Source organism: Paenibacillus tabacirhizosphaerae (assembly GCF_040812395.1).
GTDB lineage: Bacteria > Bacillota > Bacilli > Paenibacillales > NBRC-103111 > Paenibacillus_E.
On record NZ_JBFNXH010000003.1, the window covers coordinates 175,340 to 193,048 of the forward strand.

Below are 17,709 nucleotides of genomic sequence, written 5' to 3' on the forward strand. Positions count from 1 at the left end.
CTACATGAGATCCGATGAATCATCATAATCGTAACGTATGCCTTCATACTCTGTGATTGCAGTCTGCGAAGGTGCATTTAGCGCCTGTGTAGCGCTTTCCTGTAATTTTAGCAGCACCTCGCGATAATCCCTAGTGCGGTGGTCTTCAATTTCATGTTTCATAGCTGTTCTCAGAGCTCTTTCAATGATGACAACATCATGACTTGTAAAATTCACCGTCTGCTCGCACCTCTTCTTGGTACTTCATTTCCTAACCACTAGCTTTGCCTAATTCAAGGATAAACATACAAATGTGTCCATTTTCCGTCAATTCGCATGGCGTGACTGAATCAAGTACAATGTAAAAGAACTACATACTGAGGAGGAAATGATATGACAACAGCATTGCCTGAAGAGATTGAAACCCATCGTCAACCCGACCACGAAATTAATCCGCAATTTCTCACCCGTTGGTCGCCGCGCTCCTTTAAGAATCAGGAAGTCCCTGAGGATGTATTACTTAGTTTATTTGAGGCAGCACGCTGGGCTCCGTCAGGCGGCAACTTGCAGCCTTGGCGTTTCATCCTCGCTCGTTCAACCGAAGAATTAAGCCTATTTCATTCTTTCATAGCCCCCGCCAATCGCGAATGGTGTGAAAAAGCTCCGGTGCTCGCGCTAATCGTCTCGAACACGAAAACAGCAAGCGGCAACGCCAATACCTCGCACGCTTTCGACGCCGGTGCAGCTTGGGGATATTTGGCACTAGAGGCAGCAAATCAAGGTTTGATCACACATGCGATGGGTGGTTTCGATCGTGACAAAGCCCGTGAAACGCTTGCGATTCCCGAAGAATTCGACATCCATGCCGTCATTGCAATTGGCTATCGAGGACCTGTAGATGCTTTAGATGAGAAGTTCCAGGAGCGTGAAGTTCCGTCTAGTCGTCGCCCATTGAGTGAATTACTCTTAAGCGGCACATTTGGAAAGAGTTATAAGTGATATTAAACGCAGAACATCTCGGCACCATGTGCAAAGATGTTCTTTTTTCATCCTTAGACACTTTCGCCTCTTTAAACGTAAGGCGGGTCCCACGCCTTCTTATCCCAGCCTAGCGTATCGCTAATGACGTTCATTTCCCGGTCTAGCCTGACATTAACGCCAAAAGGCAGCTTTTGTTTATGCCAGAACCGGACATCGCGCCACTGGACCTCATAACCGTCCTGCTGCTCCCTCCAGCATACATGAATTCGCTGCGCAAAATGCAGGAAAGCGCGGACGCCATCTGTTGCCAAGGTTGCTTTCACAATGGGATGCGAATCCCCTCCCGCATAATCCGTTCGGCTGAACTCTTCCTGAATCTGTATCATGCCGAATCGGATCGTGCCGAGGTAGAAGTTCGTTTCTCCCTCCATCACGAACTGCCAATGAAACCAGCTAAGACCGGGGATGAGGTGGCAGATGCCATCCTGATTTAATTCACTCAGCACCCGTTTCACCAAATAAGTCCGATGACCGTAGCGAATGGCGATATAGAGAAAACTGACCCCGTAGATCCAAGCAAACATACTCCCTGTTTGACTGGCTTCACCCCCGCTCCATCCGAGCAGCCAAAGCAGCACCCCGACAGTGTGAATGGCGAACAAGAAAGGTTCGTAAAGACAGAGCGTATCCAGATGAAACCATTTGGATGTAAAAGGACGGAAACATTGCACGCCATACACATTAAACAAATCCAGAAAAACATGGAACACAACAGCGGCAAATGTCCATAAGTAAAGACTTAGCAGGTGATCCCATACGCCGAACATGGCGGCAAGCGGCAAACAAAGAACGATCGGCCATATAAATAATGCCGGCAAGGAATGTGTTATGCCCCGGTGAATCCGAACGTAACTGGCATATCCGCGCAATCGCGCTACCGTATCAAAATCCGGAGCATGGGAGCCTATGACCGTACCTGCAAAAATCGCATGTGCGAGCGCAGGCTCCTGAGCAACGGCAGGCTCTAAACAAGCCAATCCGGCTAGTGTGACTCCGAACAACAAATGGCTTCCTGTATCCACGCGTAGTTCACCTATCCTTTTCCTGGGTGTGTTAACCTGCAGCTTCCGCTGTGAAGATGCTGCTCTCCCTCTCCGTTTCCTGATCGACCGCCCATGCCGGAGCTTTCTCCCAACGTTCATGCACATTAAACCAATAAAACCATTCCGAAGGATGCTCCCTGATAACATCCGCCATGAAATCGCTTAGGAGCTGATTCGCCTCCGCTCGTTGCGTACGGGCAAATTGCTCGTGCAGATACAGGGGTTGGTTAAAAACGAATCGATGCCGGAATCCAGTTTTCCGATACCCGTAGAAAGGCACAAGCGGCACCTGATTCTCAATCGCCAGCATCGCAGCTCCTTCCGGCGTGCGTGTCTGTCTTCCAAACAATCGGGTAAGCGGAAATGAAGGCCTCCAGAAATCCCCCAAAATGAAGAGCACGCCTCCTCCAGAAATATGCTTCCTAAGGGCCCGGTAAAGTTCCAGCGACGGGGTATTGTCATAATCCAGACCTCTGCATCCCATCGCTTGAAATTTGAGATAGAGTGGTCTAAGCTCGGCACTTCCTGCCGAAGCAATCGTTAAACAATCGTAATGGCGCGATAAATACCAGTAGGCATAAAAAAAATTCCCTACATGCGGGGTATATACGATAAAGCCTTTCCCTTGTGCTCGCAGCTCCGCTTCTTTCAGGTATGCCTCCCCCTGAACCTCGAAGTTGTTCAAACCCGTCTTCTCTATGTGATACGATTGGAATAGAATTTCGAACAAGGTAAATACCAAATTGCGAAAATAGCTTTTGCTTATCTGCTTCGACGCATGTTCCGACAGAGGCGCCAATACATCGATGATATTGAGTTCGACACGTCTTCTAACTCCCTGCTTAGCTCCCCAGTAAATCAACTGCGCTATCAAAGTGCAAATTCCTGCCATCAGCCAGCCCGGGAGTAGTTGAAAGACGTTCGATAAACGGCGAAGCGCGGGTTCATTCCGCGTTAATTTCGATATCCAATCGTACAAATGGTTCCCTCCTAAATCTAGGTTTGCAGAAAGTGGCGCTTGTATCTGCGGGTCACTCGATCCTTTTGCAATATAATAAAGAAGTCTACTGATTGAAAAAGATCATCATACGCCGGGTCTCCGCCGATCTCTGCACCAAGCCATGAATAACCTTTCATCAGCGGAGGAAGTTTGCGAAACATTTCCTTCTCGTCGCATGCATGATCCAACATGGCAAGACCTTGAATACGGTGCGTAGCAAGCGGTTGAATGCCGAAACGGTCCGTAAGTACTCCCTTCTGCCGCAGCATCGTATAGATGGCATTCAAGTCTTCCATCGTTTCCATATGTACACTGGCGCAGCCGATTAAATAGGAATAATTGCGCTCGCTAATATAAGCGGCAATCCCTTCCCATAAAAGCTGAATCGCTTTGCCTCCTCGATAAGGAAGTGCAATGCAACTGCGACCCAGCTCAAGCGTCTGGCTTTTGTAAGGGACATATTCGCTTAAATCAAATTCGCTTTCTGAATAAAATCCGATGCCGCTCAGCGCCCGATCTCCCGGCAACAGTCGGTACGTGCCAATCACTTGATCTGTGTCCATATCTTTAACAATCAAATGATCACAGTACGCGTCATAAGCATCTCTCTCCAAACCCTCTTCATTCAACATTCGCATGTTTTTCTCTTCTTCCACAAACACTTCATACCTTAAACGCATAGCCTGTTCGATTTCTTTTGCGCTTGTCGCTAGCATGACAGACAGCTTGGGATGCTGCGGCGCCGTATTCAGAAGCGATGAACTCATCTTCTTCACGCCTTTCAAAGGGGATCAGTGATTAACAATCTTCTTCTATGACAAGGTTAGCAGAGGATTATTAAGCGATCGTTTTCGTGTTATTAAGCTTTTGTAATATTTTTACATGCGTTTGTTCATTAAGAAAAAACTGAGGCTGCGCCTCAGGTCCTTGTCCATACCCCTACGTTTGAGTATGGGGAGAGAATTGGGTATGGAGTTCCAACCGTTTCTTGAAATCGTGTTTCATTGAATTGATTCAGCGGTAATAACACGATTTCAAATACGGCCGCTATCGGTTTTTAATCCGGTATTCCTATCCATCAGCACCCCTGTAAGATTCCGGGTACATTCCACCTCCGCAAGCTTCGCAAGAAAACGGAGGAGGTACTGCCGGATCGCCTATTCCCCATACACAGCGATATCGACGGAACTACGAGGCCTTATTCCAGGGTAAAGTCTCTTTTCTCCCCCTGAAGCGGAACTAGGGTGCGTTAAGTAAGCGAAAACGTGCATGAAACACACCTTTTCCTGCTCATAACGCACGGTAGTTCCGCGAAATGTCCCCACAACCGAAAATACCACCTCTCAACGCATCTACGTTCCGCTCACCCCTGCAAAAGACGATCTCTCGCAGTTCGAGGCGGTATGAGGTGATCCAAACCGCTGTGGCATCTCCGGACCTTCTACGTCTAGCATGTCTAAAGCTCGCATCACACGATGCGTGCGGAATCTCCCCGCTCTGCGAGCTCGTTACACCCACAAACCTGACGAGATTTGCTCTCTTATCTGTTAGAATGTGTATCCCCTTACGCTTTATTTCTGTAAAGGATTTAAACAATCTGTAAAATAAAAAAACAGAATCCGTAAAGGGTTCTGTTTCTTCTAAATCAACTCATATAGCAATCAAGCCCGTACATAACCTACATTCCAGTTGCATTCAAGCCCTGTCATTGTACGCTTGTTTGATTTCTCTTATCATTATAAAAAAAATAGATGACATAAAAATGGAGAGCAGCACTTCAGCAAGCGTAATTCCCATTAGATCACCTCGATGTGCGCACTTTTGGATAGTCTATGAGAGAGGCAAAAGAAACTTGACTGATTTCTGCCGTATAATCTTATTTCTGTTGTGGAATCGTAACGAAGGGTTAAACATCCTAGAAAAGGAGGACAACTTCAATGGCTAAACCTGATGATCGCGCTGATAATCCAGCTCGCATCCAGAACGCAATCGATCATACGATAGCAAATCTTCACGAAGCTGAGAATTATTTGGACGCGCATGCTGATGAAATATCCGCAGAGGATAAGCAAAGCATCGAATCCAAAAATGAGCGCCGCAAAGAAAGCATCAATGGCTTTATCGAAGAGAAACGGGACGAAACGAACCAATGAGAAAAAGCCTTTTCCATTTAATTGGAAAAGGCTTTTTCATTTCACGCTTTACGCGGCACTTCAAAGCTCCAAAAATCTTTAGCCACATGGCTGTTCGCATGGATGTTTTGCGCTTCCTGAAGCAGCAAAAGGATTTCTTCGCCTTGATAACGCGAGCTAATGTGCGTCATAATCAGCGCTCCAGCGCCAGCTTCCTCAGCCGTCCGAGCTGCATCTACGGAAGTCGCATGGTCAAACGCATACGCAAGCTCCTGCTTGTCCATGCCAAATGTCGCCTCATGCACCAGCACGTCCGCGCTAGCGGCCAAATGCTGTGCTCCGCTGCAATAGCGGGTATCGCCGAGAATAACAACGATTCGCCCAGGAATCGGCGGTCCGACGTAATCGGCGCCACGCAAGATGCGGCTGTCCGCTAACTCCACGGTGTGCCCTTGTTTCAGCTTGCCGTAAATCGGCCCTGCGGGTACCCCAAGCTGAGCAAGCTTCTCCATCAACAGCTTACCTGGTTGATCCTTCTCGATAATCCGAAAGCCGAAGCATTCGATACGATGCTCGAGGCGCGCAGTTTCTACACGAAAGGTCTCGTCCTCGAACAGCAGCCCTTCCTCCGTGATTTCTACCACATGTAGCGTATAGCTTAAGTGCGCTCCGCTTATTAACAGCGCAGTATCAATAAAACTTTTTAGACCGACGGGACCATAAACCGTAAGCGGGGTATCTCCGCCTAAATAAGAACGACTGGTTAATAGCCCGGGAATTCCATATATATGGTCGCCATGCAAATGCGTAATAAACAATTTCTCCGTACGTCCTAATTTAACAGGTGAGTGCAAAATTTGCTGCTGCGTGCCTTCACCGCAATCAAACAGCCAATAAAATCCTCTTTCCTCTAGCAAGTTAAGGGCAATTGAAGTCACGTTGCGTTGTTTCGAGGGCATACCTGCCCCTGTTCCAAGAAAATACAATTCCACTGTACAAACTCCTATCTATGAGTAAATCCTGATCCACACAATCTCTTTTCACAAAATGCTAATCCAATTTCGTCCATAAGTCAAACAGGAAGCCGATGCGTCGATTTTTTCAAATGGATCGTTGATCAACTGTTCGATGATAAAAGACGGCTGCATCAAAGTCATTCTGAAGCCATAGCAGCAAAAAAAGCGAGGTGACCCGCCGAACCATCAAGTTCAGGCGGACAGCCTCGCTTTATATTCTAAAAAGCACTAACCAACATTAAAGTAACGAGCTTCCGGATGCGCGAATACGATCGCCGATACAGAGGCTTCAGGCTCCATCATCATAGATTCCGTAAGCTCTACTCCAATATCCTCCGGCGTTAGCAAATTAAACAACTTTGCCTGATCATCAAGACTTGGACAAGCCGGATAGCCGAAGGAGAATCTTTGGCCTGTATACTTCGCCCCAAAACGCTCCTGCATGGTCATATCAGGACGATCCGGAATGCCAACCACATCACGCATAATATGGTGAACCCGTTCCGCGAATCCTTCGGCCACTTCCAGCGCTGTTGACTGGAGCGCATGCGATTTCAGGTAGTCCCCTTTATCTCGCCATTCTTTAGCTAGATCGTTGATCCCATGTCCAGCAGTCACGAGCAGGAATCCGACATAATCCATCTGTCCGCTTTCCACAGATTTGAGGTAATCAGCCAAGCAAAGGAACGGCTCTTTATCCTGACGTGGAAACGTGAATGTTTCCAGTACCTTGCTATGATCCGTATGATCATACACAATGACATCATCACCACTGGATTGAGCAGGGAAGAAACGGTACATCCCGTGTGCCTTGATGATCCCTTCCCTTTGTGCCGATTGAAGAATGGAATCCACGGTTTCTTTCAGCTGTATCGCCTTCGCATCTTTATCGCCAAGCAATTGATCGACTTTGCCTTTCAATCCCAGGTGATGCCCCAGCAGCATTTGCATGTTCACGTAAGGCATCAGATGGCTGATCGGGTAATCGCGCAGCACATGACGTTCTAAATCCTGCGGAACATGCACGGGCAGGTCTTTGGAAACAGCCGACGATTTGACGCGAGTCAACTTCGGCATTTGCTCCTCTTTCTTACCGGTGTCCATCACATCCGATTCTCTGCTCTCTCTGAGTTCTTGAATGAGGCGTTTGCGCTGCTCAGGATCGCTTAACCGGTTAGCAAGATCCAGACCATCCATCGCATCCTTTGCATAAACCACGACGCCCTCATACTCGGGCTGAATACGGTTTTTCGTAAATTTCCGGGTAAGTGCAGCCCCGCCGACCATGATCGGTACGTCAACTCCCGCATTACGCAAATCCTGCGCAGTGACAACCATTTGCTGTGCCGATTTCACAAGCAGTCCGGATAAACCGATCGCATCCGGCAGCTCCTTGCGGTAAGCTTCAATAATTTGTTCAGGCGGTACTTTAATGCCTAAATTCACGATCTTATAGCCATTGTTCGAAAGAATGATTTCGACCAGATTTTTCCCGATATCATGCACATCACCTTTGACCGTCGCCAGAATGATCTTACCTTTCACCGCGGATTCCGATTTCTCCATGAACGGCTCCAAGTAGGAGACGGATGCTTTCATAACCTCAGCGCTCTGCAGCACCTCAGCGACGATCAGTTCATTGTTATTAAAGAGACGCCCAACTTCTTCCATCCCTTTCATGAGAGGTCCATTAATGACTTCAAGCGGTGAATAAGTCTGCAACGCGATCTCCAGATCGGGAATTAACCCTTCCTTCGTTCCTTCTACAACATAGGAGCCCAGTCGTTCTTCCAGCGTGAGGTTCGAAATTTTCTCTTTCTTCTCAACTTTCTTCTCGCGGAAATGCGCAACAAACTGTGCCAACGTTTCATCATTCGTATTATAAATTAGATCTTCTGCGAGTTTACGCTCTGTTTCTGAAATGGAAGCGTAACGCTCCAGTTTCTCCGTGTTAACAATAGCATAGTCCAATCCAGCTTTTGTACAATGATACAGGTAGACAGAGTTCAGCACTTCGCGGCCAGCATCCGGCAAGCCGAAGGAAATATTACTCAAGCCAAGAATCGTTTTGGCAGCAGGGTACTTTTCTTTAATCATGCGGATACCCTCAATGGTTTCCACTGCTGAACCGATATACTGCGGATCGCCCGAACCTACCGGGAACATATTCGGATCAAAAATAATATCTTCCGGATTCATTCCGTATTTCTGCGTCAGAAGCTCGTAGGAACGCGTTGCCACTTCAATCTTCGCTTCACGCGAAACGGCTTGCCCGCGTTCGTCGATAAGGATACATACAACCGCAGCCCCGTAACGGTGAATAAGCGGCAAGATCCCCGCAAATTTAGTCTCGCCATCCTCCAGATTGATGGAGTTGATGATCGCTTTCCCTTGCGAATATTTCAAACCAAGCTCAATAATATGATCATAGGTGGAGTCAATCATGAGCGGAACTTTTACTTTCTTCACGACCTGCTGCATGAATTCCTCGACTGCATATGCTTCATCAATATCCGTATCCTGCAAATTGATATCGATGACATGTGCGCCATTTTTGACCTGATTCCGCGCAATTTCAGAACCTTCCTCAAACTTGCCTTCTTTGATGAGGCGTTTAAATTTCCGCGAACCGGAAATGTTCGTCCGCTCTCCGACCATAATGGGACGGTTTTCCGGCTCAATATAGACCGTTTCAATACCCGACACTGCCGGTGGATGAGAACCGTATTCGGTACGCGGCTTATATTCGCCTAGTGTCTCTGCCATAGCGCGAATATGATCGGGCGTCGTTCCACAGCAGCCGCCCGCGATATTCAACCAGCCTTGCTCCGCAAATGCGGCCATTTTCTTGGCGAGCGATTCCGGTGTCTCGTGGTAATGGCCATTCTCATCCGGAAGTCCGGCATTCGGATAACAACTAACCGCTGTTCCTGCAATATCAGACAGCGTACGAATATGATCCCGCATGAACTCAGGGCCCGTTGCACAGTTTAGTCCGATCGAAATCGGGTTCAAATGCTCCAGTGAAATATAGAAGGATTCAATATTTTGACCCGCGAGTGTCGTGCCCATAGGCTCAATTGTGCCCGAAATCATGATCGGCAGCTTCACGCCAAGTGTCTCGAACGCTCTGCGAATACCGATGCTGCCCGCCTTCACGTTAAGCGTATCTTGCGATGTCTCCAACAGCAGCGCGTCTACACCAGCTTCAACAAGCGCAAGAGCCTGCTCATAATAGCTGTCTTCCAGCTGCTGAAAGGTAACGCCGCCTGTTACGGAAAGCGTTTTGGTCGTTGGTCCCATCGCACCAATAACGTAACGAGGCCATTCCGGCGTTGAATATTTATTCGCTGCTTCAATAGCCAGCTTGGCCGCAGCAAGATTTAGCTCGCGATGGCGGTCTTGTAGGTCATACTCCGCAAGTACCACGCTAGTCGTCCCAAATGTGTTAGTTTCAATCATATCGGCGCCTGCTGCGAAGTAGGCCTCATGTATTTTACGAATGACGTCAGGACGCGTAACGCAAAGAATCTCGTTACAACCGTCGAGATCATCTCCACCGAAATCATCCGCGGTTAAGTTCTCTTGCTGGATCATCGTCCCCATAGCGCCATCTAGGATCATAATTTTTTTCTTCAGCTGTTCTTGAATCGGTGTTTTGATCATGACATGACTCCCTTTCAACTTGGCGTAACTCACAATTCATCCGTATTATCGACAAAATATGTTAACAATTAGTGTAACAGAATACCGCTTCTATGAAAAGATTTTGAATTATCAATATTTCCTATGGGATATCTCGGATTTTCTTATTCCAATCCATCGACATGCCGCTTATTTTCTACTATAATACTTATATATTTACTTAGAAAGAGGGATGTAACATGGCTCAAATACGAATTCGCAATACGAACGAGCGCATTGAAGGCGAAGATCAGGTTAAAGCCTTTCTGGATAGTCAAAATGTCGTATACGAACACTGGGATCCGACGAAGCTTCCTGAAGCCCTTCGCGAGAAATTCGTTCTAAGCGATGAAGAAAAGGCTCAAATCGTAAGCACCTATGAACCAGAAATTCGCGATTTGGCTGCGAGACGCGGATATGAGATTTGGGATGTCATTTCCCTTTCCGACGCGACACCAAATATCGAAGAGTTGCTTAAGAAATTCGAGCAAGTGCACACGCACACCGAAGATGAAATTCGTGCTATTGTTTCGGGCAAAGGCATTTTCATTATTAAATCGGAAGGCGAAGTCGGCTACTTCGACGTCGAGCTGGAGCCAGGCGATGTTATTTCCGTGCCTGAGAACACGAATCATTTCTTCACTTTGATGGAGAATCGTGAGATTGTCGCTGTTCGCCTCTTCATTGAGAAAGATGGTTGGGTCGCATACAACGTAGAAGATCCTGAATTTATCAAAGCTTAAATATCAATCTATTAAAAAAAGCCCACCGGCACAGGAGTGATCCTGATAAGTCGTTGGGCTTTTTTTGCTTATCCATTTAGCCATTATGAATAATTGGAAGAATCTCCTGTAGTCGGCTTACTTCATAAACAGGAACGATTTCTTCCCCGCGCGGCAATCCATGGTGGTTAATCCAAATATTGCTCATGCCTACGCTACCGGAACCTAGAATGTCTGTCGTAAGCTTGTCTCCGATCATGATGCCTTCATGAGCCTCGATACCCAGCAAAGACATCGCATGATGGAAAATCGATGCTGCGGGTTTACCCTCCCCGAACTCGCCGGAAATAACGATATGATCAAAGTATCCTGTAATCTCAGGAACGCCTGCAAGTTTTTCCTTTTGCAAATCAGGAGAGCCATTAGTCAGCAACAGTAGTTGATAGCTGCCTTTCAGTGTATCCAATACCCGGAATGTTTCCTCATAAACTAGTGGGCGTTTGCGACGTTCAGCCGGGAACAATTCGCCAAGCGTGAAGCCGAGCTCGCGGTCTTCAATGCCAAGTGCGCGCAATCCGCGTGTCCATGATTCTGTACGGTAGCCGGGAGCAAGCTTCTGCAGCTTGCGGAAATTCTCATCCTCGCCTTGTGTAAAGTTCGCCCATAGTCCTTCGAACGGATTGATTCCGATCATTTTCGTAAATGGAAATGTGTCAAACGTCTCATATAAAGCGCGAGCTTCTTGCCGAACCGCTGCTTCCAAAGCCTCCGGTTCCACATTAACGTGTTTGGCAGCCTCCGCACAAGTTGCCTCGAACGCTTCCTTCACGCTGCGGTCATCCCACAATAGAGTATCATCCAAATCAAACAATACGGCTTTCAATGTCATTATTATTTTCCCCTTTGAATGCTGTTTCTATATGAACATATTATTGTTCTTCATCTGTGAATTTAATGGAATCCAGTTGAACTTTAAGGTTGCCTCGAAATGCATCTATGTACTTTTTTCGCAACTCATTGCGTTCATCGATTTCCGCATCTGTAAGTCCCGCAGTTTTCGCTTTGCGAGCAAGCTCATTAATCCGCTCTATCGTCTGCTCCATGCTGTCGCTCATGATTGTCCTCCCTGTCCAAATTTCAATATGAATACTACTTTGCCATCCTCCTAAAGGATTGTCAAGAAGGCTAACAAAAAGAGACATGGGAACAAACCCATGCCTCTGATTCCTCGCAAACGATATAGACGTCATTCTTCTTTAAGGAAGCACTAGAACCTGACCCTCATGAAGTGTACTCGATTGTAAATGGTTGATTACGTAGATCTTATCGATATAAGAACGAATGTTCTCTCCCTTGGCCATATGCGAGGATGCTATCCCCCATAGCGTATCTCCACGTTGGATGACAATCTGATCATTCGTTTTCGCCTTCACGAGCACTTCCCCTTTTGAAGCGACAGCAGGCTGCCCTTCTCCCGCATAGGCTTGTACGATAGCCCCACAAGAAAATACAATGCCAAGTATAGTGATAAACAAAAGAAAGACGAACAGCTTTCTTATGTGTTTCGTAGTTGATTTCAGACGATCCATTGTGTGTTGAGATCTATGAGGTGTAAGTGTAGTGTGCGTATCAGAATAGGCCATGTACATATAAATTCATCCCCCAAACATTTGTTCTGTTCTTAGATTAACACGAACACATGTTTGAGTCAACCTATTTTCTCGAACTTATGTTTGTACGAACTCGGGTTCTATGTTATACTTTGGATAATGATTACCATAATTGGAGTGATAACTATTGAGCAAGATTTCGCAACGACAACAAGCTATTTTGGAATTCATTAAGAATGAAGTGAAAGATAAGGGGTACCCGCCTTCTGTTAGAGAAATCGGAGAAGCTGTTGGTCTTGCTTCCAGCTCTACGGTGCATGGACATCTGGAACGCTTGGAGAAGAAAGGACTCATCCGTCGTGACCCTACTAAGCCTCGCGCAATAGAAATCTTAGGGCTGGATGGGAGTGAAAGCAACTTCGCACACTCCGTGGCACGTGTACCTCTAGTCGGTAAAGTAACTGCCGGCGTACCAATTACAGCTACAGAAAATATTGAAGATTACTTCCCGCTCCCTTCTCACTTGGTCGGCGATAACAACGTATTTATGCTAAGTGTCATGGGAGATAGTATGATTGAAGCTGGCATTCACAATGGCGATTATGTCATCGTCAAGCAGCAGCAGACAGCGAATAACGGTGATATCGTCGTTGCAATGACTGAAGACGATGAAGCAACAGTGAAACGCTTTTACAAAGAAAGAGATCACATTCGTCTTCAGCCAGAGAATTCCGCACTTCAACCGATTCTTCTGAAGCATGTTACAATTCTCGGGCGTGTTATTGGCTTGTTCCGCGACATGTAGCAATTCGTATCCTTCATTATTCATACATATGGAAAAACAAAGAACCGCAGGTCAGTAGCCTACGGTTCTTTGTTTAAAACTATCCATCTGGTTTTGTGAAGACAGGCAGCATGCGACCATTTTGAACGTAGGTTAATAAATGGAGTCGCCGCAACTAAAACAACAAAGCCCAGTTCCCCTTGCGAAACACAGGCTCCGCATCCCCGCTACTGAGCACGCCATCAATCTCCATATCAGCCGATCCAATCATAAAATCAACATGAATTAACGAAGTGTTCCCGCCCCTTTTATCCAACTCATCTCTGGATAATTTGGCCCCGTTCGTCAAGTTAGTCGGATAACAGCTGCCCAATGCGAGATGACAGGAGGCATTCTCATCGATTCCTGTATTATAGAAGATCCGATTCATATTCGAAATCGGCGAGTCGTACGGAACAAGCGCAACCTCGCCCAAATAACGGCTCCCTTCATCCATGTTCATCAAGTTATCCAAATGTTCATATCCGATTTCAGCGGCATAATCGACCACTTTGCCATTTTCGAATGAAAACGAGAACTTATCTACAATAGCCCCATTAATATTCAATGGCTTCGTACTCGAGACCGTGCCGTTGACGCCCGTCTTCTTCGGCATAGTAAACACTTCTTCGGTCGGCATGTTGGCTACGAAACGAATTCCCCTCTCATTTCCTTTATCGCCGCCCAGCCAAATATGCCCTTCCGGCAGCTCTACACGCAGATCGGTGCCTGGCGCCCGATAATGGAGCGCAGCATAATTCTTAGTATTCAGCACCTCGCGCACCCGCTGCAATTGCTTAAGGTGCTTACGCCATGCAGCCACAGGATCTTCCTCATACACGCGATTCATCCGGAATATAGCATCCCACATTGCATCCACGCGCTGTTCTTCAGGAAGCTCGGCAAAAACCTTGGACGCCCAAGCTTGTGTCGGAGCTTTGATCAGACACCAACTGAACTTGCTGGTGCGAACGTAATGCTGATACGTTTTGCGCGCAGTAGCCGCCGTTTTGGAAGCTCTTGAAATAAGTGTAGAATCAATTCCCTTAAATAGATCCGGATCTGGCACTTTTATATGCAGAAGTGCTCCGCAATTTTCCACAAAGCGTTCCAACATACTTGCATACCACTCTGGATAATAATCGATCACCTCGTCAGAGCCGTATTCAAATCGACTGCGAGTGATGATGTCGTCCGACCAATGCACCTGAACAAAACCAGCACCCGCTTCATAAGCTTTCTGAACAATAAGCCTGGTTAAGGCAACAGATTCCATAGGTGATTCGATCATCAGATCTTGGCCCTTCTGCAAATTGACTCCGATCTTAATGACAAGCTCTGCGTACTTCTCTAACTGTACAGAAAATTTTTCCACATATCATCTCTCCTGTATGAAAAAGCCCATTAGCGCAGGATAGGGCATCCATGACAGCTAACAGGCTTTTCTTATCTACTTGATATCCTGATTTTAATACAAAGATAAATATTGATCTCTTTCCCACTGATGCACTTGCGTACGGTACATATCATATTCGATCTCTTTGAGTTCGTAGAAATGTGCTAAAGCATGTTCTCCCAGCGTGTCACAAACAACGTCGTCGCGGATCATCTCTTCCAATGCTTGTTTCAAGTTCAGAGGCAAGCTAGGAATGCCTTGTTCTTCTCTCTCTTCTTCGCTCATCACGTAAATATTGCGGTCTGTAGGCGGTGGCAGCTGCATTTTGTTTTTAATACCGTCTAATCCTGCCGCAAGCATAACAGCCAATGCTAGATAAGGATTTGCCGCTGGATCCGGGTTACGCACTTCTACACGTGTGCTCAGGCCGCGGGATGCCGGTATACGAATCATTGGGCTGCGGTTGCTAGCTGACCATGCGACGTAGCATGGAGCTTCGTAACCAGGCACAAGACGCTTATATGAATTAACAGTTGGGTTCGTAATCGCTGCAAAAGAGCGGGCATGACGCAGAACACCAGCCATATAATGTCTGGCAACAGTACTTAATCCTAACTTATCGCTTTCATCATAAAATGCATTCTCTTCGCCTTTGAATAGCGATTGGTGACAGTGCATACCTGACCCATTCATTCCAAAGAGCGGCTTCGGCATGAAAGTTGCATGAAGTCCATGCTGTCTGGCAACTGTTTTAACCACTAGCTTGAATGTTTGGATTTGGTCAGCCGCTGTAATCGCATCTGCATATTTAAAATCGATTTCGTGTTGGCCAGGTGCTACTTCATGATGGGATGCTTCAATTTCGAAGCCCATTTCTTCAAGCGTTAACACGATATCGCGGCGGCAGTTTTCCCCAAGATCCATAGGCGCGAGGTCGAAATAACCGCCTTGGTCGTTAAGCTCCGCGGTCGGGTTGCCCTTCTCATCCGTTTTGAACAAGAAAAACTCAGGCTCCGGACCCACGTTCATTGCTGTGTAGCCCATTTCCTCGGCTTCCTTAAGCGCTTTTTTCAAAATTCCGCGCGGATCGCCAGGGAAAGGCCTGCCGTCTGGCAAATAAATGTCACAGATTAAACGTGCAACTTTGCTCTCAGTAACCCAAGGGAAAATAACCCAAGTGCTTAAATCAGGATACAAGTACATATCAGATTCTTCAATACGCACGTAGCCTTCAATCGATGAACCGTCAAACATCATCTTGTTATCCAAAGCTTTTTCCAGTTGACTGAAAGGAATTTCAACGTTTTTGACGCTGCCCATCAAATCAGTGAATTGCAAGCGAATGAAACGAACGTTCTCTTCTTTGGCAATGCGCAGGATATCTTCTTTGTTATACGGATTGTGACCCACGAACATTCTCCTCTCAAATTAAAAACGCTTTCGTAATACCAAGGATAAACGCCTCTTCGTCCTTCAGGAACGAGCGTGTTTGTCAGGTAGATGTGAAGCAAAGGTATACATCTTATACTCTATCTACTTGAAAAATCGGGATAGCTCGCCTTGAATCAGCGAAACTTGACCAGGTCGTTTGCCTCCGCCGATCAGCTGTTGTTTCAAGATCTTGTGCAGCTGGGTCTCGGAGAGTTCTTTCCGTTTTACTTCCGTATGCTCATTAATAATGGTAGCATCTTCCGAATCCTTATCGACCGGTAAGAGCACCTGCTTGATACCGGCGATATTCACGCCTTTTTCTATTAGATCTTTAATTTCGAGCAGCCGTTCTACGTCATTAAACGAGTACAACCGCTGATTGCCTGACGTTCTCGCCGGTATAATGAGTTCGTGTTGTTCGTAATAGCGAATCTGCCTCGCTGTTAGATCTGTCAGCTTCATTACAATGCCGATCGGGAATAACGCCATATTTCTACGTATATCATCACTCATGCTAATCACTCCTGGTCCATAAGTACCTCACCCTTATTGTACCTTCGTAACAAATAAGTGTCAAGGAGTGTTAGGTTTGTTTACAGTTACTTTTTTTCAGACTAATCCCTTATCCACCATATGTTGGATGGCGGTCAGCACGCCTAACTTGCAGTGGGAGTAAGTTAATCCACCCTGCATGTAAGCAATGTAAGGCTCGCGGATTGGGGCGTCGGCCGACAATTCCAGGCTGCCGCCTTGAATGAACGTGCCGGCGGCCATAATGACCGGATGCTCATATCCGGGCATCTCCCAAGGCTCCGGCACGACGTGCGAATCGACGGCAGCCGCCTTCTGGATGCCCTGCACGAACGTGATCAAGTGCTCCGCGGACGTGAAGCGGATCGCCTGAATGAGATCCGTTCGCTGGTCCTGCCAGCGCGGATGGCTCTCGAAGCCCAGCTCTTCAAACACCGCGGCGGCGAAGACCGATCCCTTGACGGCTTGCCCCACTAGATGCGGGGCAAGGAATAGCCCTTGAAACATGCTCCGCGTCGCGCCGAGCATAGCCCCGACTTCGCCCCCAATGCCGGGGGCGGTCAATCGGTAAGCGGCGAGCTCGACGAGGTCGCGCCGTCCGGCAATGTAGCCCCCGGACGGCGCGATGCCGCCGCCGGGGTTCTTGATAAGCGAGCCGGCCATCAAATCAACGCCGACCTGCGTCGGCTCTTGCGGCTCGGTGAACTCCCCATAGCAGTTATCGACGAAGACGATCACGGATGGGTTCAGTTCCTTCACGAATCGGACCATCTCGCCGATTTGTTCGATTGTGAAGGACGGGCGCCACGAATAGCCCCGTGAGCGCTGGATGCCGATCACCTTTGTGTTCGGCTGAATGGCAGCCGCAATTGCGGGCCAGTTCGGCGCGCCCTCCTCGGTCAGGGCAACCTCGCTATAAGCAATATCGAAGTCCTGCAGCGATCCGGTGCCATCACCCGGCTTACCGATCACTTTGTGAAGGGTATCATAGGGCTTACCCGTTATGTAAAGTAGATGTTCGCCTGGGCGCAGCACACCGAATAGCGCAGTCCCGATCGTATGCGTGCCCGATACGAAGTGAGGGCGCACTAAAGCCGCATCAGCCCCCATTGCATCCGCATACACGAGATCAAGCACTTCTCTGCCGCGATCATTGTAGCCATATCCTGTTGACGAAGCGAAGTGGTAATCACTAACCTTATGCTTCTGGAAAGCGCTAATAACTTTCCATTGATTGAGATCGATTGTTTTCTCGATTTGCCGAAAAGCGCTCTCTACTGTTCTCTCAGCGCTTTCCATAA

At 47.3% G+C, this 17,709-nt stretch carries 17 protein-coding genes; 4 read left to right on the top strand and 13 right to left on the bottom strand.

Annotated features, from left to right (window positions below):
• On the bottom strand, positions 1–216 hold the full coding sequence (locus tag ABRS97_RS06555; protein ID WP_367812194.1) for a hypothetical protein: 216 nt from the start codon (positions 214–216) through the stop codon (positions 1–3).
• A 156-nt stretch (positions 217–372) separates the two neighbouring features.
• On the opposite strand from ABRS97_RS06555, the gene ABRS97_RS06560 reads away from it, so the two are divergent.
• Positions 373–978, top strand: a complete 606-nt coding sequence (locus tag ABRS97_RS06560; RefSeq protein ID WP_367812195.1) for a nitroreductase family protein — start codon at positions 373–375, stop codon at positions 976–978.
• A 71-nt stretch (positions 979–1,049) separates the two neighbouring features.
• Here the strand turns inward: ABRS97_RS06560 and ABRS97_RS06565 are convergent, their stop codons facing one another.
• From ABRS97_RS06565 to ABRS97_RS06575, 3 genes are read right to left on the bottom strand one after another with little or no spacing between them, the layout of a single operon-like run.
• Complete coding sequence (locus ABRS97_RS06565; protein ID WP_367812197.1) at positions 1,050–2,042, bottom strand: metal-dependent hydrolase; 993 nt, start codon at positions 2,040–2,042, stop codon at positions 1,050–1,052.
• Positions 2,043–2,073: 31 nt separating this feature from the next.
• On the bottom strand, positions 2,074–3,042 hold the full coding sequence (locus tag ABRS97_RS06570; RefSeq protein WP_367812199.1) for a lysophospholipid acyltransferase family protein: 969 nt from the start codon (positions 3,040–3,042) through the stop codon (positions 2,074–2,076).
• A 17-nt stretch (positions 3,043–3,059) separates the two neighbouring features.
• Positions 3,060–3,830, bottom strand: coding sequence for a GNAT family N-acetyltransferase (locus ABRS97_RS06575; protein ID WP_367812201.1), 771 nt, complete (start codon positions 3,828–3,830; stop codon positions 3,060–3,062).
• A gap of 1,170 nt (positions 3,831–5,000) precedes the next feature.
• On the opposite strand from ABRS97_RS06575, the gene tlp reads away from it, so the two are divergent.
• Complete coding sequence (tlp, locus tag ABRS97_RS06580; protein WP_367812203.1) at positions 5,001–5,216, top strand: small acid-soluble spore protein Tlp; 216 nt, start codon at positions 5,001–5,003, stop codon at positions 5,214–5,216.
• 41 nt (positions 5,217–5,257) lie between these two features.
• On the opposite strand, the gene rnz is transcribed toward tlp, so the two are convergent.
• Complete coding sequence (gene rnz / locus ABRS97_RS06585; protein WP_367812205.1) at positions 5,258–6,187, bottom strand: ribonuclease Z; 930 nt, start codon at positions 6,185–6,187, stop codon at positions 5,258–5,260.
• 252 nt (positions 6,188–6,439) lie between these two features.
• Positions 6,440–9,877, bottom strand: coding sequence for a methionine synthase (metH, locus tag ABRS97_RS06590; RefSeq protein WP_367812207.1), 3,438 nt, complete (start codon positions 9,875–9,877; stop codon positions 6,440–6,442).
• 218 nt (positions 9,878–10,095) lie between these two features.
• On the opposite strand from metH, the gene ABRS97_RS06595 reads away from it, so the two are divergent.
• Entirely contained in the window at positions 10,096–10,638 is a 543-nt protein-coding gene (locus tag ABRS97_RS06595) for a 1,2-dihydroxy-3-keto-5-methylthiopentene dioxygenase (protein WP_367812209.1), read from the top strand.
• Between the two features lie 76 nt (positions 10,639–10,714).
• Here ABRS97_RS06595 and ABRS97_RS06600 read toward each other — a convergent pair whose 3' ends face one another.
• The 3 genes from ABRS97_RS06600 to ABRS97_RS06610 form a co-directional block, all read right to left on the bottom strand.
• Positions 10,715–11,506 carry an HAD family hydrolase gene (locus tag ABRS97_RS06600; RefSeq protein ID WP_367812211.1) on the bottom strand — a complete coding sequence of 264 codons (792 nt, stop codon included), beginning with the start codon at positions 11,504–11,506 and terminating at the stop codon, positions 10,715–10,717.
• Between the two features lie 40 nt (positions 11,507–11,546).
• On the bottom strand, positions 11,547–11,732 hold the full coding sequence (locus tag ABRS97_RS06605) for a DUF896 domain-containing protein (RefSeq protein WP_367812213.1): 186 nt from the start codon (positions 11,730–11,732) through the stop codon (positions 11,547–11,549).
• A 141-nt stretch (positions 11,733–11,873) separates the two neighbouring features.
• The gene (locus ABRS97_RS06610; protein ID WP_367812214.1) at positions 11,874–12,266 is read right to left on the bottom strand and encodes a LysM peptidoglycan-binding domain-containing protein; all 393 of its coding nucleotides are present in this window, start codon (positions 12,264–12,266) and stop codon (positions 11,874–11,876) included.
• Between the two features lie 148 nt (positions 12,267–12,414).
• Between ABRS97_RS06610 and lexA the strand changes: the two genes are divergently transcribed.
• The gene (lexA, locus tag ABRS97_RS06615; RefSeq protein ID WP_367812216.1) at positions 12,415–13,032 is read left to right on the top strand and encodes a transcriptional repressor LexA; all 618 of its coding nucleotides are present in this window, start codon (positions 12,415–12,417) and stop codon (positions 13,030–13,032) included.
• A gap of 154 nt (positions 13,033–13,186) precedes the next feature.
• Here lexA and ABRS97_RS06620 read toward each other — a convergent pair whose 3' ends face one another.
• The 4 genes from ABRS97_RS06620 to ABRS97_RS06635 all read right to left on the bottom strand — a co-directional run bounded on the left by ABRS97_RS06620 (position 13,187) and on the right by ABRS97_RS06635 (position 17,707).
• A complete protein-coding gene (locus tag ABRS97_RS06620; RefSeq protein WP_367812218.1) occupies positions 13,187–14,425 on the bottom strand; it encodes an aminopeptidase in 1,239 nt (412 codons plus the stop codon).
• Between the two features lie 93 nt (positions 14,426–14,518).
• Positions 14,519–15,856, bottom strand: a complete 1,338-nt coding sequence (gene glnA / locus ABRS97_RS06625) for a type I glutamate--ammonia ligase (RefSeq protein ID WP_367812219.1) — start codon at positions 15,854–15,856, stop codon at positions 14,519–14,521.
• Positions 15,857–15,979: 123 nt separating this feature from the next.
• Entirely contained in the window at positions 15,980–16,390 is a 411-nt protein-coding gene (locus ABRS97_RS06630; protein ID WP_367812221.1) for a MerR family transcriptional regulator, read from the bottom strand.
• A 96-nt stretch (positions 16,391–16,486) separates the two neighbouring features.
• A complete protein-coding gene (locus tag ABRS97_RS06635) occupies positions 16,487–17,707 on the bottom strand; it encodes a methionine gamma-lyase family protein (RefSeq protein WP_483312427.1) in 1,221 nt (406 codons plus the stop codon).
• Positions 17,708–17,709 lie beyond the last annotated feature (2 nt).